The sequence below is a fragment of the Qipengyuania sp. genome, assembly GCF_042095715.1.
In the GTDB taxonomy this organism is placed as follows: domain Bacteria; phylum Pseudomonadota; class Alphaproteobacteria; order Sphingomonadales; family Sphingomonadaceae; genus Qipengyuania.
The window spans coordinates 1-15391 of record NZ_JBELMO010000032.1; the positions used below are offsets into that span (position 1 = coordinate 1).

A 15391-nucleotide genomic window follows, 5' to 3' on the forward strand; every position below is an offset into this window, starting at 1 on the left:
GCGTGTCGCGAGCAGCCCCTGACCGTCGGCAGTAAGCTGCGCCAGATAGGTTGTACCGCCCAGATCCTTCAGCCCTTCGTCCGCATCGAAATAGGGCTTGAGGGTGACCGGCGTGGCCACCGCGTTGCGATCCGCCAGCGTCAGGATCCGGGCGTAGATCCGCTGATGCACCGGTTCGAAGAAATGGTCGGGAGAGAGCGGAAACGGCAGCTCTTCCAGCACCTTGTTGTCGATCAGCACCGCGCCTAGAAAAGCGGCCTCCGCCTCCAGGTTGGAGGGAAGCTGGCGGCCGGGATTGTCCTGGGGCGCATCGGAGGAGGCCCCCCCCAGGGGGCGGTCGAGAAGATCGGTAGCGGGCATCGTCTCATCATGGGCGAGCCGACGCTCAGCGACAAGCGGCCTTGCCGGAAATGTGCAACGCCCTGCCTGTGGAAAGCGTGGATCGATCGCGGCGGGTGCGCAACCCTCTTGCCGCGCCCCCTTCGCATCTGCGAAGGCGGCAGACCGGCATGAGCGAATCCGCCCCCACCCCACGCGCGCCAAGCGAAGGCGACCATCGCATCGAGCACATTGAGCTCGACGAGGCGACGATCCTGTGGCGCAACGCGGATATCGAGCAGGAGCGGCGAATCGCGATCTACGATCTGATCGAGGAAAACACCTTCCGCCCGGTCCGCTCGGCCGAACGCGGAGCAACCGGGCCCTATCGCCTGCACCTGTCGGTGACCGACGGCAGGCTGGTGCTGACCATCGCCGATACCGATGAGACGCTGTTGGAGGAGCTGGTGTTGGGCCTCGCCCGGTTCCGGCGGGCGATCAAGGACTATTTCGCGATCTGCGACAGCTATTATCAGGCGATTCGCAAGGCCACGCCGGCCGAGATCGAGACCATCGACATGGCACGCCGGGCGATTCACAACCGTGCCGCCGAAACCCTGGTGGAGCGGCTGGAAGGCAAGGTGGAAACCGATTTCGCCACTGCGCGGCGGCTGTTCACGCTGATCTGCGTGCTTCATATCAAGGGCTGAGCCATGGCTAGGGCACGCAAACGGCGGCGCAAGGGCGCGAGGAAACGCTGGCGGCTGCCGCTGGCGACCGCGCTGCTGCTGTTGGTCGCGCTGGCCGCGGGCTGGTGGTGGTGGCATGGGCAGCACTGGCGTCCTGCCGAAGAACGCTGGCCCGACCAGGGCGCTTATATCGACGAGGCGGACGGTTCGGTTCGCTTTCCCGTGCTCAAGGGGCTGGGTGCCAGCTTCGTTTATCTAGAGGCGAGCCGTGGCAGCGCCGGGCTCGACCGGGCGTTCCTCGCCAATCTTGCCGCGGCGCGCCGCGCCGGACTCGCGGTCGGCGCCGTGCATGTCTTTGACCCTTGTACGCCGGCAGATACGCAAGGGGCCAATTTCGTGACCGTGGTCCCGCGCGAGGCGGATCTGCTGCCACCGGCCATCCTGCTGGAAGGCGACACCGAATTCTGTCCGGAGCCGGTAAGCGAGGCTGCGATCCAGAGCGAGCTGATGGTTCTGGTCAACCAGATCGAGGCACATGCGGGCAAGCCCGTTATCCTGGCCCCGAGCGCCGAGTTCGAGGAGCGCTATCGCGTCGGTGCCCGGATCGAACGCAAGCTGTGGTTGACCCGTCAGAACGTGGAGCCGACCTATGCTGGCCGGCCCTGGACGCTGTGGACGGCCAATACCCACCTCGTGACCGACGCCGCCGAGACACCTCTGCGCTGGGTAGTTGCGCGGCCCTGATCACCTGCGCACATGGCTCGCGGGAACCACCGTGCAACATATGACATTTAAGATATTCAAACCGCGTTCAGCCGTTTGGTTTATAAGACGAGGCTCAACGCCGTATCTGCGTGGCGTTAGGGGTCCGGACTTGAGGATGCCAAGGGCATCGGGCGAGCCCCGAGTGAAAGGACACACCATGACTATCCGTATCGCGGATTGGGGGCGCCGCCTGAAAATTGCCTCTACTGCTGCCCTGCTGGCAGGACTGGCGGCCTGTGCAAGCCCGTTCAACGCCGACGTCACACGCTTCCAGACGCAGCTACCCGCGCCGCAGGGCGTGACATTCGCCGTGGTGGCCGAGGATCCCTCGCTCGCGGGCGGGCTCGAATTCAGCCAGTACGCCCGCTATGTGGCGGAAGAAATGCGGCAGCTCGGTTACACCCAGGCTGCCTCGCCCGAACAGGCCAATCTGCTCGTCCGCTTCGATTACGGAGTGGACAATGGACGTGAGCGGGTCCGCTCGACCGGCTTTTACGATCCGTTCTACGATCCATGGTACGGCTATGGCCGCTATCGTGGAGGTTTCTACCGCGGGGGGCCGTGGGCCTTCGGCTTTTACGATCCATTCTTCGAGCGCGGAATCCAGAGCTACACCGTGTTCACCAGCGAAATCGAGATGAAGATCGACCGCGCGGCAGACGGTGAACGTTTGTTCGAAGGCACCGCACAGGCGCTTTCGACCTCCAACCGCCTGCAATATCTGGTGCCCAATCTGGTCGATGCGATGTTCACCGACTTCCCGGGCCAGTCCGGACAGACGACGCGCATTTCGGTCGCGCCGGAAAAAACCGCCGCACGCTAATCGGGCGGAAGTGAAACGAATGAAGGGCGGGCCTGCGGGCTCGCCCTTTTTCGTCAGGGGGGGCTATCGACAGGCCCGATGCGTGCCAACGACAGCGCGGCGGCAATACAGGCGGCAAAAGTCGCGCCTTCGAGTGCTGCCGTGATCCCCTGCGAGAGCGACCCGAAGTCCGGCTCCGCGAAAAAGGCCCCCACACGGTCCATGGCAAGTTCCGATGCGGGAAACTGCCCGTCGAGCGTGTAGAGACTGCCCCCCAGCAGCGTGCCGCCTGCAAGCGCGATGAAGGTGCCAGACAGCGCGCCAGCTCCGGCGGCCAGCGCCGATGCCGACCCCGCCCGTCCTGGCCTTTTGACTGCCACGATGGCGCCGACCCCTGCGGCCAGCCCGAGCAGGAGGCCTTCGAACATGCCGGTGATACGCGGCACATTGGCCCCCGTTAACGCCGCAATCCCATCTGCTCCAATTATCGATCCGATCGCCCCGACGACCAAGCCGCCAATCGCCCCTCCGGCGGGGAGCGCCCCGATGGATGATCCACGCCAGGCAAAGGCGGCGCCCATGCCAAGACCCACGCCTGCTCCGCCCAGCACGCCGAGCGCCGCGACCAGCGCGATCATCACCGGGATCGACGAGCCGCCGGAGGTAGCCAGGGCGCCGTAGAATAGTCCCCCAGAGCGCCCGCGAGCCCGCCGCCGATGGTTGCCGCCCCGGCGATACGGCCGCCCTGTGGGGCAGAACTGAAGCCGACGAGGTAATCGCCCGGGACACAGGCAATCGGGCGCACCACATCCGCCACGAAGCGATAGCCGTGCTTGGGCACCGTCTCGATAAAGCGCGCTTCTCCCGCGCGTTCGCCCAGTGCGCGGCGCAGCGTGCGGATGCACTGGGTCAGCGCTTCGTCGGTCACGGGGATGCCGCGCCATACGTCTTTCATGAAGCGCTCTTTGGTGACCAGCGCGCCAGGTTCCGCCAGCAGAAGCAGCAGCGCGTCGAGATAGCGGCTGCCGAGTTCCACCGGCTCACCATCCCGCGTCAGTCTCCGATTTGCGCGATCCAGCGCGAAGCTCTCAAAGGCGAGGATGTCCGTATTATCCGGCATGGCCGCGATCTAGGCGAGCGAACCGGGCGGTGGGAAGGGTTTCAGCGATTGCTCAGGAATTGCTCATGCCTTCCGGCCGGAGCGGCTGCAGGAGTCGGGACACCGCGACAAGGAGTATAACGCATGTCCCGATCCTCTTCCTCATCGAAAAAACGCAATCTCAACGGCTGGCGTATAGCCCTATGGGGCGCCGCCGCCGCGCTGCTGCTGATCCCGGCGGTGGCGATGCGCTATACGAGGGAGGTCAATTGGACAGCGAGCGACTTCGTTTTCGGCGGTGTCTTGCTCGCGGCGCTCGTCGCTGGGTTCGAGGTAGCCATGTGTGTCGGCCGTAACGCACCGCACAGGCTGGGAATTGCCATCGCGGCGCTAACCGGCTTTCTGACAGTCTGGATCAATGGCGCGGTGGGAATATTGGGGAGCGAGGATGAAGCGACGAATCTCGCCTTCATCGCTTTGGTGTGCGGAGCCGTGATCGCAGGTTTCGTAACGTGGTTCCGGGCGCGGCCGATGGTTTGGGTGATGGCGGCCCTATCGGTCAGCCAATTCGTAGTTGGGATCGCGGCTGCGCTCTGGACCATGCCTGGCCATCAGGTCGAATGGGGGGTGCTGGCCTTCTTCGCCGTGCTCTGGGGGGGTGCCGCGGCCTGCTTCAGTGGATCGGCCAAGACTGCGCACGATAACGTGAGAATTTGCTCGAAAGATCGCGCTGGGGAGGGCGGAGAGATATAAAGTCCGAGTAAACCTCAGCTCTTAGCCAAGCTTCGCGTGGCCGCCCGTCGAACCGAAACCACCGGCGCCGCGGGCGGTGTCGTCAAGCTCGGCCACCTCGTCCCACGCGGCCTGTACGACAGGGGCGAGGACCAGCTGCGCCACCCGGTCCCCCCGCGCGATCGCGAAGCCCTGGGACCCGTGATTGATGAGGATGATCTTCAACTCGCCACGATAATCCGAATCGATCGTACCAGGCGCATTGGGTACGCTGATCCCGTATTTGAGCGCGAGGCCCGACCGCGGCCGCACCTGCATCTCGTACCCCGCAGGTATCGCCAGAGCCAGCCCGGTCGCCACCGCGTGGCGGGCGCCGGGCGCGATGGTGACATCCTCCGCACTGACCACGTCCATTCCGGCGGCGCCTTCGCTCGCATAGACGGGTAGCGCCAGGCCTTCGCCATGCGGCAGGCGCTTCACGGCAACGGCCACGCGGTCAGTCATCGGCGTCCGCCGCCTGCCCGGCCAGTGCCTCGGCGGCACGCCGCACGAGCTCGCACGCGACTTCGGTCTTGTCCATCCTGGGCAGGCTCTCGACACCTGCGGACGTCACGATGTGCACCTCATTCGAGTCGCCGCCCATCACGCTGCCGCCCTGCTCGTCACGCGCGACGTCGTTGGCCACGATCCAGTCGGCGCCCTTGCGCTTGCGCTTCGACTTGGCGTTGTCGACCACGTTCTCCGTCTCCGCGGCGAAACCGATCAGCAAGCGCGGCCGCTTGCGGGCTGCGGCCAACGTGGCGAGGATATCGGGGTTCTCGGTCAGGATCAGCGCCGGCGGGGCGGAGCCGCGCTTCTTCATCTTCTCGACCGAAACGCTGCGGCTCTTCCAGTCCGCCACAGCCGCCACCATGAAGGCGGCATCGGCAGGTAGCGCGCGGCGAACGGCCTCCGCCATCTCGTCGGCGCTCTCTACATCGACGCGGTCGACGCCGAGCGGGGTGGGCAGGCTCACCGGTCCCGCCACCAGCGTTACCCGTGCCCCCGCCGCCGCTGCCATGGAGGCAATGGCGAAGCCCTGCTTACCGCTGGAGCGGTTGGCGATATAGCGCACCGGATCGATCGGCTCCCAGGTCGGCCCGGCGGTGACCAGTATGTGCCGGCCATGCAGCGGGCGGTGGGCGGGATCGGGATCGAACTCGGGCTGACCGGCCAGCGGATCGCTAGCCACGCCAGGCGCGGCGATACCCCCGAGGCCCGACGCGGGGTCTCTCATCGGCTCGGGCGCGGCACCAGGGTTCATCCGGGCGACCTCGTGGTTGATGGCGGCGGGATCGGTGGGCGGCGCGGAACTCGCCTTGCCCTTCTTGGCGAGCAGCGGCCCTCCCGCGGGCGGGATGGGAGGCGCATGATCCAGCGGCGACCCTTGCAGAAAGCCTTGGGCATCTATCGGATCGACGTCGGGCAACTCGTCGAGCTCGGCATCGATCTGCTCGTGGCTGCGTCTCGCGGTGGAGCGGGGGATGATGCCGGAAAGGAGATTGGAAAGGCGGCCAGCTCCCGACCCACTTCCCTGCTCGCCGTCCTCTTCGGGCTGGTCCTCGGGCTCCAGCGCCTCGCGCGCCAGCTCGTCTGCCGCTGCGCGTGCAATTGTCCGTTCCGGCCCGCGGCTCGTCGGCGCATCAAGCGCGGGCAGGTCCACTGGCGACTCGTCAGGCAGTGCGATGTCGAGCGACAGTTCCCCGGCGATCGCGGCAAGGATAGCGACAGGCTCCGGCAAGCGGCCCGGGCCCCATTCACCGCAAGCCATGTCGCCCTCGTCGGGCTGCATCACCGTCACGCCCGCTTGGCGCAGCCATTCGGCATTGCGCTGGGTGGCGGAATGCTCCCACATCCGCACGTTCATTGCAGGCACGGTCAGCACCGGCTTGTCGGTAGCCAGGATCAGCGTGGTGGCGAGATCGTCGGCAATGCCCGCCGCCATCTTGGCCAGCAGGTCGGCGGTCGCAGGGCACACCACAACCAGATCGGCATCGCGCGAGAGCTGGATATGACCCATCTCGACCTCGTCCTTGAGATCGAACAGGCTGGTGTAGACCTTGTTGCCGGACAGCGCGGCAAGCGACATCGGGGTGACGAACTGCTGCCCCCCCTCGGTCACCACGCAGGTCACATCGCCGCCTGCCTTGCGGATCATCCTGACCAGCTCGCACGACTTGTAGGCCGCGATGCCGCCGCCAACGATCAGCAGAATGCGCGGTCCACGGCCGTTCATCGGCCTGCCCGCCCTTGCCGATCCGTCTCCGGCGCGAACCGGTACATTGAAACCCATCGCCTCATCCTTGCGCTGCTAGCGCCCCCTCGCACGCTTGACCAGCACCCGAACAGAGGCGGGCTTTGCCTATGGGCGCCCATCGCCTATCCCTCCCCGGATCAGGGGAGGGTTCCGATGACGACGATATTGCGCATACTGATCGCTGTGGGGGTCATACTGGATGGGGCGTTAGGATTTGGTTTCCTATCCGATCCAGCAGGTTCCGCCATCGGATTCGGAGTCGGCGCAGACGGCGCCATGGGCCTTTCCAGCCTGCGAGCGGACTTCACCGCCTTCTTCCTGGTCGCAGCCGGCTTCATGGCGGCAGGCGCATGGAAGGTGCGCGGCGACATGCTGGTGGCGCCGCTCGCCCTTTTCCTCGTGGCGCTCACCGGCCGCGCTCTCAACCTGATGATCGTGGGGCCTTACCCGGGATGGTGGCAACCGATGGCGGTCGAGACTTTGCACGTGGTGGTGCTGGCCTCGGCGATCGGAAAGTGGAACTGGCGCGGCAGTCCGGCTCGCTAGATCAACCCAAACCAGCGGGCCGCGCCAACCGCCGCGGCGCCCACGGCAACGGCAATGGTGTATCCCGCGAAGCGCAGGACGCCGAGGCCTCCACCTTCTTCCCAGACGAGCGGGACGCGTGGAAGCGGCGGCGGATCGGGCGCGCCTCCTCGCGGCGGATATTGCTCTTCCAGGCGGCGCACCAGCGCGGGAATGCGCAGCAGTGTCTCGGTATCGGACCGGATGCGCTCCGCCAGCGCCGCCTCGGGCCCCAACTCGTCACGTATCCATTCGTGCACGAAGGGTGCGGCCGAATCCCACATGTTGATCTCGGGGTCGAGGCTGGTGGCAATGCCTTCCACCATGACCATGGTCTTCTGCAACAGCAGCAGATGTGGCTGCGTCTGCATGTCGAAATCGCGGGTAATCGCGAATAGGCCGTCAAGCATCTGGCCCACCGAAAGCTCGCTGACAGGCCGCCCGCGCATCGGCTCCCCCACCGCTCTCAATGCGGTGGCGAATTCATCCACCGAGTGGTGCGCCGGTACATATTGCGCCTCGAAATGGATCTCCGCCACACGGCGGTAATTGCCGGTGATAAGGCCATAGAGGATCTCGGCCAGCCACTGGCGCGCCCGTCGGTCGATGCGGCCCATGATCCCGAAATCGATCGCCACGATGGTGCCATCCGCCTGCACGAACAGGTTTCCCTGATGCATGTCGGCGTGAAAGAACCCCGCGCTGATGGCCTGCTTGAGGAAGGCGAGCACCAGACGCCGCGCGAGATCGGGCAGATCGTGCCCGGCAGCGCGCAACCCGTCGAGATCTGCGATCTTCACGCCCTCGACCCATTCCAGCGTCAGTACGCGGCCATTGGTGCGCTCCCAGTCGATGGCGGGGACGCTGTATCCGGGTGTCCCCACCATGGCCTCGGCCAGCTCGCTCGCGCTGGCCGCTTCGCGCCTCAGGTCCAGTTCGCGGTTGGTCCAGCGCTTGAAATTGGCAATCGTAAGGCGTGGACGCAGCCGCGCCGCCTCGCCCCCGAACGCTTCCAGGTGCGCGGCAGCCCATTCGTATGTCCCGATGTCGCGGGCAAAGCGTTCGCGTACACCGGGGCGAAGCACCTTGACCGCAACGATTCGCCCGTCGGTGGTGGTCGCCTTGTGAACCTGCGCAATGGAGGCGGCGCCGACCGGCTCGGGATCGAAGCTGGCATAGAGTGCCTCGAGCGGTTGCCCAAAGCTGCTCTCGATGCTTTCGCGGATCGCTTCGAATGCGACAGGGGGCAAGTTGTCCTGCAGGGTCAGCAGGTTTCGCGCCGCATCCTCGCCCACGATATCCGGCCGGGTGGCGAGCGACTGACCCAGTTTGATGGCCGCGGGGCCGATCGCGCGGAAGGCGCCGGCATAGTCGGCCTCGCGCCGCTTCACCGTGCCGATCGAGAACAGCCCGATCAGCCTCTTTACCGGTACGGGCGTGTTGGGATCGTTCTGGATGCCTCGCAACGCGCCGTGCCGCGCGGCGGTGCGCGCCCATTTGCCGAGGCGCCAGACATGCGTGGAGGGGCGTGCCACTGCTAGGCTTTCCACCCTGAATGGATCGCCACCAGCCCGCCAAGGATCGGTTCGACCCGCGTCTGGATGAAGCCGGCGTTCTGGATCATCTGTTCGAACCGGGGCATCGGCGGGAAACGCCGGATCGACTCGACCAGATAGCGGTAGCTGTCGGCATCGCCTGCGATCGCCTGGCCCATCCTGGGCACCAGATGTTCGGAGTAAAGGTCGTAAGCCTTGTCGAAACCCGGCCATTCGACGGTCGAGAATTCGAGGCAGAAGAACCGTCCGCCGAATTTCAGAACGCGATAAGCCTCCGACAGAGCCTTGTCGATGTGAGTCACGTTCCGGATGCCGAATGCGATGGTATAGGCGTCGAACTGGCGTGATGGGTAGCTCAGCACCTCCGCGTTCTGACAGGACCAAGAAAGCCCGGTGAGGCCGCGTTCCAGCGCGCGCTCCACGCCCACGTCCAGCATGTCCTGATTGATATCGGCGACGGTGATCTCGGCACCGCGCTCGGCCATGCGGAAGGCGATGTCCCCTGTGCCGCCGGCCATATCCAAAACCGCTTCGCCTGGTTGCGGCTTCACCCGCGCAACGAAGCGATCCTTCCATAGCCGGTGCATGCCCGCCGACATCGCATCGTTCATCAGATCGTATTTGCCCGCCACGCTGGAAAACACCGCGCCCACGCGCCGGGTCTTCTCCTCGGGCGCGACCTCTTCATAACCGAAGGAAACCGTATCACTCATGACACCCGCCTTAGAGCATCGATCAGGAAAGTGGGAACCGGTTTTCGCCGAGAATTGGCGGGACGGGCGATGGCGCGGCAATTGCGGGACGGGCAAAGGGTGTTAGGGCGCAGTCATGCCCGAACTTCCAGAGGTCGAAACCACCGTGCGCGGACTGGCGCGCATTCTTGAAGGCCAGGGGATTGAACGCGTGGCCCTCCGCCGCCCCGACATGCGCCGCCCTTTTCCGCCCGAACTCGTGCAGGTGATGACCGGAGCACGCGTGACCCATCTCTCGCGGCGCGCCAAATATGGCCTCATCCATACCGACCGGGATCATGTGCTGGTCTTCCATCTTGGGATGAGCGGGCGCTGGCGGATCGATCCCGACGAGATCGGCAAGCATGATCATCTTGTCATCGAAACCGATCGTCACAAGCTGGCGCTGAACGATGCGCGTCGTTTCGGGTCGGTTGATCTCGTTGCGGAAGAAACGCTCGAACACTGGCCGCCGTTCGCTGCGCTCGGGCCCGAGCCGCTGGGGCCGGGGCTGAGCAAAGAGGGCCTGCGTGCGGCTACGCGCGGCCGGAAACCGGCGATCAAGCTGATGCTGCTCGATCAGCGCGTGGTAGCGGGCCTGGGCAACATCTATGTCTGCGAAGCGCTGTGGCGGGCCGGGATCGATCCGCGCAAAGCGGGCGGCCGTGTCACGGGCCCGCAGCTCGAGCGCCTCGTTCCGGCGATCCGCGCGGTTCTGGAGCAATCCATCGCCGAGGGTGGCTCCACCCTGCGGGATTTCGCCCAACCCGATGGAGAGCTGGGCTATTTCGGGGCGCGCTTCGATGTCTATGGCCGCGAAGGTGAGCCATGCCGGCGCGATGATGGCGGGAGCATTCGCCGCATCGTGCAAGGTGGTCGCAGCACATGGTTCTGTCCGCTCTGCCAGAAATAGTCCAAACTCGGCGCCCAGGCGTCAGTTTCGCATTTCGGATCTTCAAACAGAGATTGACGATTCGCCGATTGCCCCCTATGTGCGCCGCCTTCCGGCGCCTCTTGCGCCGCTTTTCGCATGAGATTCGGTTACCGGGACGGCCCTTGGGCGCGTTGCCGGTATGAGACACCAGGAACGAGACGTACACAGATGGCCAATACGCCCCAAGCCCGCAAGCGCATCCGTCGCAACGCTACCCGCGCCGAAGTCAACGGCGCGCGCATGAGCCGCATCCGCACCTTTCTCAAGAAGGTCGAGAGCGCGATCGAAAGCGGCGACAAGGATGCGGCCAAGGCCGCCCTCAATGGCGCTCAGCCGGAACTGGCGCGGGGCGTAGCGCGCGGTGTGCTGCACAAGAACACCGCGGCCCGCAAGATGAGCCGCCTGTCCAAGCGCGTCTCGGCTCTCTAACCCTTTCCAAGCGTAAGCTTCTGAGGGGCCTTCGCGCATGGGCGCGAGGGCCCCTTCGCTTGTCTGCAACATCGGTGAAACAGGCCTGTAATGTTGCCGGGCAGAGAAGCACGCAGTTCTGCCGATTCGCCTGTCAAAAGGCCGACGCGGAGGGGCTGAAATGGCCATAAAATCCCCGTTTTCAGAGGCTTGAACGGGGGGCTGCGGGTTACCGCAGTGTCAATATTATATTTCTAAAATATTTCGCCAGTGCCCCCTTGTGAATCACCCGAAACCCGACTTATCACCACCAAACCGCTCGGGGCGGGACAGCCTGAGCACCAACAAACTGGAAGATGAAGATCAGGCGCCGGGATGGCGATTCCCGGTGGCGGCATCGCTATGTCTGGACTTCACAATGGCAGCAGGCCGGATCGCACGATTTGGTCAACGGGGGTGGTTCGTTTCCGATGGCTAAGACTTTCGAAACTGCGCGGGCAGAGCGCAAGATGCAGGACGATTTGATGGAAGATGCGGAGAGCGTGAACCTGGCGGCCGATTGGGCCGACATCAGTCAAGGACTGCGAAAAGATCTTGGACATCAATTGCACAGCCAGTGGATCAAGCCGATCCAGCTGGGTGCACTTTGCCATGAAACTGGTACTCTCGACCTCTATCTCCCGACAGAGTTCTCCGCGAACTGGGTGAGGGACCGGTTTCATGACCGGTTGAGCCTCGCCTGGAAGATCGCGTCCGCCGACGTACGCCACATCAAGATCAGCGTACTGCCCGGACGCCGTCAGGTTGCCGATATTCGCCTGCACGCCGAAGGCCGCCGCCCGGCCAACGACGGTGCGGACAATTCCATGATGGCAATCGCTGCCGACACGATCGGTGACTCCGGTTTTACAAGTTCGGTCGGACTGGACCCGTCACTGACCTTTGCCGCCTTTGTCACGGGCGAGGCCAATGTGCTGGCCGCCAATGCCGCCCAGCGCATGGCCGCCACCGAAAAGCCCCAGTTCGCGCCGCTCTATCTGAAGGCGGCAACCGGGCAGGGCAAAACGCACCTGCTTCACGCCATCGGCCACGCTTTCCTGCTCGCACACCCGCGTGCGCGCATATTCTACTGCAGCGCGGAGCGCTTCATGGTGGAGTTCGTGCAGGCGCTGAAAACCAGGCAGACGCTGGAATTCAAGGCTCGGCTCCGCAGCTTCGACCTGCTGCTGGTGGACGACATCCAGTTCATCATCGGCAAGGAAAGCGCACAGGAGGAACTCCTATACACGATCGACGCACTGCTGGCTGAAGGCAAGCGCCTCGTCTTCGCGGCCGACCGCGCCCCACAGGCGCTCGACGGGGTCGAACCGCGTCTGCTGAGCCGCCTTTCGATGGGCCTCGTGGCCGACATCGCAGCTGCCGACATCGAATTGCGTCGCCAGATCCTTGAGGCCAAGCTTACGCGCTTCGCCCCTCTCGAAGTACCCGCAGATGTCATCGATTTTCTCGCTCGCACCGTGACGCGGAACGTGCGCGAGCTGGTTGGCGGCCTGAACAAGCTTATCGCTTACGCCCAGCTCACCGGGCAGGAAGTATCGCTGCAACTCGCAGAGGAGCAGCTCACCGATATCCTTTCTGCCAACCGCCGCCGGATCACCATCGATGAAATCCAGCGCACGGTCTGCCAGTTCTATCGTATCGACCGCAGCGAGATGAGCAGCAAGCGCAGAGCCCGCGCGGTCGTCCGCCCACGCCAGGTTGCGATGTACCTTGCAAAGGTTCTGACGCCGCGCAGCTATCCTGAAATCGGCCGCAAGTTCGGAGGGCGCGATCATTCGACCGTTATCCATGCGGTTCGCCTGATCGAGGACCTGCGCCAGCGCGACGCCGATATGGATGGCGATGTGCGCAGCCTGCTGCGCCAGCTCGAAAGCTGAAAACACCCTGAGCAAAACCATGTTCTCCCCCTGTTCAAATGGTGTGGACAGGGGCAGGACAGGCTGGTGATTGCGAAGCTCAAGGGGATCCTCGACGATACCGGCGCCGATTGGGCGATAATCGACGTGTCTGGCGTCGGATATCTCGTCCATTGCAGCGCCAAGACGCTCGCTGCGCTGGGAGAGAAGGGAGCGGCCTGTACCCTCTTCACCCATCTCCAGGTGTCGGAGAACGACATGCGCCTGTTGGGCTTTGCCGAGGCCGCAGAGCGCGACTGGTTTCGTCTGCTGACAGGGGTTCAGGGCGTTGGCAGCAAAGTGGCACTGGCGATTCTCTCGGCGCTCTCCCCGCATGATGTCGCCACTGCATGCTCCCGCGGCGATGCTGCCAGCGTAGCCCGCGCGCAGGGGGTCGGGCCGAAGCTCGCCGGGCGTATCGTCAACGAACTGAAGGACAAGGCCGGGACCATCCCGAATGGCGGCGCGTCCGGTGCGGTGTCTGCGCCCGCGGGAAGGGCCAGTGCCGATGCGGTGAGCGCACTGGAAAATCTCGGTTTCAAACCTGCCGTCGCCAGTCGCGCCGTGGCCGAGGCGGTGGGTGAACTGGGCGAGGGCGCTGGAGAGGGGGAGTTGATAAGGGTGGCCCTCAAGAGGGCGGCGGCGTGACCGGGCGCTCCGCAATTCGCCGCAGTTGCGCGGCGCTATACACGCTCGCTGGCTTGGCGCTTGTACTGCGTGCGGGCGAACCGCAGGATCCGGCCTGGTGGATAGGGGGCCTGGTCTTTTTCCTGGTCGTTGCTTCCCCGGTGGTCGTGGGGCTGTGGCTGGCGCGCTGGCTAAAGAGCCATGTCTATCATCTGTTTTGCGTCACCGTGGCGGCCATCGCCGTTTACGGCTTTTACCTGCAATGGCGCACGATGTTCGCGGCCGAGCCCGATGCCCAGAGCGCGCTCGTGCTTCTGTTCGTGCCGTTCTACCAAGCCGCGGCGGTGAGCCTGGCCTTCATCGTCGCCAAGATCGCGGACTATTATGCAAAGCCCGCCCGGCGGAGTAAGGGAACGCCATGATGCCACCCTTCCTTTGCGCCACCACGGTGGCTGTTTTCGCTGCCCTCCCATTCGATCGGGAGCCATAAGACGATGAGTTGTAACGTCATCTGGGAGTTCGCCATCGAGGACGCGAACCGGGAGGCTTTCGAGCGCGCTTATGCACCTGGGGGGCCATGGGCGCGGTTGTTCGCGGAGAGCGAGGGCTTTCTCGAGACGCGCCTGCTTCGGGCGAAGGAGCGACCTGGCGTCTATCAGACAATCGACCGTTGGGCCTCACGCGAAGCCTACGCCGCATTCAAGCGCACCTTCGCGCAGAAGTACGAGGCACTCGACGAGAAAGTCGGCGATCTGAGCCATCGGGAAACGTACATTGGCCTGTTCGATGAGGTGGAGGTTTGAGCGAAGAGCCGCTCCTGTCGGCGGAACGTATTGACGGTGATCCCGATGCGGCGCTGCGCCCGAGATCGCTGGCGGAGTTCGTCGGACAGCAGGGCGCGCGCGAGAACCTGCGCGTGTTCATCGCGGCGGCAAAGTCGCGTGGCGAGGCGATGGACCATGTGCTGTTCTTCGGGCCTCCCGGCCTGGGGAAAACCACCCTGGCGCAGATCGTCGCAAAGGAGCTCGGCGTCGGTTTTCGCGCAACCAGCGGGCCGGTAATCGCAAAGGCCGGCGATCTTGCCGCTCTGCTCACCAATCTCGAACCTCACGATGTGCTGTTCATCGACGAGATCCACCGGCTCAATCCCGTGGTGGAAGAGGTTCTCTATCCGGCGATGGAGGATCGTGCGCTCGATCTCATTATCGGCGAAGGTCCTTCCGCAAGGTCGGTTCGCATCGATCTCCCGCCGTTTACCTTGATTGGCGCAACAACCCGGCAAGGATTGCTGACGACGCCGCTGCGCGATCGTTTCGGCATCCCGATCCGCCTCAACTTCTATACTGTCGACGAGCTGCTGCGTGTGGTGACGCGCGGGGCGGGCCTCCTGGGCATAGGTGTCGACGAAGCTGGCGCGCGAGAGATCGCGCGCCGAAGCCGCGGGACTCCGCGCGTGGCCGGCCGATTGCTCCGCCGAGTCCGTGACTTCGCCCATTTCGCTGGCGATGACATGATCGACCGCGATCTGGCGGACAAGGCGCTCACCCGTTTGGAAGTCGATTCTCTCGGGCTGGATGCGATGGACAGGCGCTATCTCACGATGATTGCCGATATCTATCGCGGTGGGCCGGTCGGGGTGGAAACACTGGCTGCGGGATTGAGTGAACCGCGCGACACGGTGGAGGAGGTGATCGAGCCTTATTTGATTCAGCTCGGCCTGATCGCCCGAACGGCCCGCGGGCGGTGTCTCAACGAAGGCGGCTGGAGCCATTTGGGTCTCGACCCGCCTTCAGGCCAGCAGGGCGGCCTGTTCGAAAACGGCAAATAGGCGAACGCGTTTTCTGACCCGAGTGGGCGCGCGGATGCCACTTAAAAAAGGGGCGACCGTTTCCGGCCGCCCCCTCAATCTCAAGAT

Annotated in this window: 19 protein-coding genes; 12 read left to right on the plus strand and 7 right to left on the minus strand. The window is 64.6% G+C overall.

Annotated elements, in window-relative coordinates; genetic code table 11:
- Window positions 1–360 (minus strand): DnaB-like helicase N-terminal domain-containing protein (locus tag ACFDTG_RS09075; protein WP_375290710.1); only part of this gene is annotated, 360 nt, incomplete at its 3' end.
- A 149-nt stretch (window positions 361–509) separates the two neighbouring features.
- On the opposite strand from ACFDTG_RS09075, the gene ACFDTG_RS09080 reads away from it, so the two are divergent.
- From ACFDTG_RS09080 to ACFDTG_RS09090, 3 genes are all read left to right on the plus strand, one after another.
- Window positions 510–1028 carry a UPF0262 family protein gene (locus ACFDTG_RS09080; protein ID WP_375290711.1) on the plus strand — a complete coding sequence of 173 codons (519 nt, stop codon included), beginning with the start codon at window positions 510–512 and terminating at the stop codon, window positions 1026–1028.
- A 3-nt stretch (window positions 1029–1031) separates the two neighbouring features.
- Entirely contained in the window at window positions 1032–1751 is a 720-nt protein-coding gene (locus ACFDTG_RS09085) for a glycoside hydrolase family 25 protein (protein WP_375290712.1), read from the plus strand.
- A gap of 178 nt (window positions 1752–1929) precedes the next feature.
- Window positions 1930–2595, plus strand: coding sequence for a DUF4136 domain-containing protein (locus tag ACFDTG_RS09090; protein WP_375290713.1), 666 nt, complete (start codon window positions 1930–1932; stop codon window positions 2593–2595).
- A gap of 53 nt (window positions 2596–2648) precedes the next feature.
- Here the strand turns inward: ACFDTG_RS09090 and ACFDTG_RS09095 are convergent, their stop codons facing one another.
- Together ACFDTG_RS09095 and ACFDTG_RS09100 are read right to left on the minus strand one after the other, a co-directional pair.
- Complete coding sequence (locus ACFDTG_RS09095; protein WP_375290714.1) at window positions 2649–3212, minus strand: hypothetical protein; 564 nt, start codon at window positions 3210–3212, stop codon at window positions 2649–2651.
- Complete coding sequence (locus tag ACFDTG_RS09100; RefSeq protein ID WP_375290715.1) at window positions 3212–3694, minus strand: transcriptional regulator; 483 nt, start codon at window positions 3692–3694, stop codon at window positions 3212–3214. Before ACFDTG_RS09100 ends, ACFDTG_RS09095 begins: the two co-directional genes overlap by 1 nt.
- A gap of 123 nt (window positions 3695–3817) precedes the next feature.
- On the opposite strand from ACFDTG_RS09100, the gene ACFDTG_RS09105 reads away from it, so the two are divergent.
- A complete protein-coding gene (locus ACFDTG_RS09105; protein WP_375290716.1) occupies window positions 3818–4426 on the plus strand; it encodes a hypothetical protein in 609 nt (202 codons plus the stop codon).
- A 21-nt stretch (window positions 4427–4447) separates the two neighbouring features.
- Here the strand turns inward: ACFDTG_RS09105 and dut are convergent, their stop codons facing one another.
- Both dut and ACFDTG_RS09115 read right to left on the minus strand, forming a co-directional pair.
- Complete coding sequence (gene dut / locus ACFDTG_RS09110) at window positions 4448–4909, minus strand: dUTP diphosphatase (protein WP_375290717.1); 462 nt, start codon at window positions 4907–4909, stop codon at window positions 4448–4450.
- Window positions 4902–6737: a bifunctional phosphopantothenoylcysteine decarboxylase/phosphopantothenate synthase gene (locus tag ACFDTG_RS09115; RefSeq protein ID WP_375290718.1), complete on the minus strand. Its 1836-nt coding sequence runs from the start codon at window positions 6735–6737 to the stop codon at window positions 4902–4904. The genes dut and ACFDTG_RS09115 overlap by 8 nt, the downstream gene beginning before the upstream one ends.
- Before the next feature lie 117 nt (window positions 6738–6854).
- Here ACFDTG_RS09115 and ACFDTG_RS09120 point away from each other — a divergent pair, with 117 nt between their 5' ends.
- Window positions 6855–7247 (plus strand): hypothetical protein, encoded by a 393-nt coding sequence (locus ACFDTG_RS09120; protein ID WP_375290719.1) that lies wholly within the window; start codon window positions 6855–6857, stop codon window positions 7245–7247.
- Here the strand turns inward: ACFDTG_RS09120 and ubiB are convergent.
- Together ubiB and ACFDTG_RS09130 are read right to left on the minus strand one after the other, a co-directional pair.
- Window positions 7244–8800: a 2-polyprenylphenol 6-hydroxylase gene (gene ubiB, locus ACFDTG_RS09125; RefSeq protein WP_375290720.1), complete on the minus strand. Its 1557-nt coding sequence runs from the start codon at window positions 8798–8800 to the stop codon at window positions 7244–7246. The genes ACFDTG_RS09120 and ubiB overlap by 4 nt on opposite strands.
- A gap of 2 nt (window positions 8801–8802) precedes the next feature.
- Complete coding sequence (locus tag ACFDTG_RS09130; protein ID WP_375290721.1) at window positions 8803–9534, minus strand: class I SAM-dependent methyltransferase; 732 nt, start codon at window positions 9532–9534, stop codon at window positions 8803–8805.
- 115 nt (window positions 9535–9649) lie between these two features.
- Here ACFDTG_RS09130 and mutM point away from each other — a divergent pair, with 115 nt between their 5' ends.
- From mutM to ruvB, 7 genes are all read left to right on the plus strand, one after another.
- Window positions 9650–10465 carry a bifunctional DNA-formamidopyrimidine glycosylase/DNA-(apurinic or apyrimidinic site) lyase gene (gene mutM / locus ACFDTG_RS09135; protein WP_375290722.1) on the plus strand — a complete coding sequence of 272 codons (816 nt, stop codon included), beginning with the start codon at window positions 9650–9652 and terminating at the stop codon, window positions 10463–10465.
- Between the two features lie 189 nt (window positions 10466–10654).
- Complete coding sequence (gene rpsT, locus ACFDTG_RS09140) at window positions 10655–10915, plus strand: 30S ribosomal protein S20 (protein ID WP_375290723.1); 261 nt, start codon at window positions 10655–10657, stop codon at window positions 10913–10915.
- A 449-nt stretch (window positions 10916–11364) separates the two neighbouring features.
- Window positions 11365–12831: a chromosomal replication initiator protein DnaA gene (dnaA, locus tag ACFDTG_RS09145; RefSeq protein WP_375290724.1), complete on the plus strand. Its 1467-nt coding sequence runs from the start codon at window positions 11365–11367 to the stop codon at window positions 12829–12831.
- Window positions 12832–12897: 66 nt separating this feature from the next.
- Window positions 12898–13497 carry a Holliday junction branch migration protein RuvA gene (ruvA, locus tag ACFDTG_RS09150; RefSeq protein WP_375290725.1) on the plus strand — a complete coding sequence of 200 codons (600 nt, stop codon included), beginning with the start codon at window positions 12898–12900 and terminating at the stop codon, window positions 13495–13497.
- Window positions 13494–13898 (plus strand): hypothetical protein, encoded by a 405-nt coding sequence (locus tag ACFDTG_RS09155; RefSeq protein ID WP_375290726.1) that lies wholly within the window; start codon window positions 13494–13496, stop codon window positions 13896–13898. Before ruvA ends, ACFDTG_RS09155 begins: the two co-directional genes overlap by 4 nt.
- Window positions 13899–13970: 72 nt before the next feature.
- Window positions 13971–14279, plus strand: coding sequence for an antibiotic biosynthesis monooxygenase family protein (locus tag ACFDTG_RS09160; RefSeq protein WP_375290727.1), 309 nt, complete (start codon window positions 13971–13973; stop codon window positions 14277–14279).
- Window positions 14276–15304: a Holliday junction branch migration DNA helicase RuvB gene (ruvB, locus tag ACFDTG_RS09165; protein WP_375290728.1), complete on the plus strand. Its 1029-nt coding sequence runs from the start codon at window positions 14276–14278 to the stop codon at window positions 15302–15304. Before ACFDTG_RS09160 ends, ruvB begins: the two co-directional genes overlap by 4 nt.
- The last annotated feature ends 87 nt before the right edge of the window (window positions 15305–15391 follow it).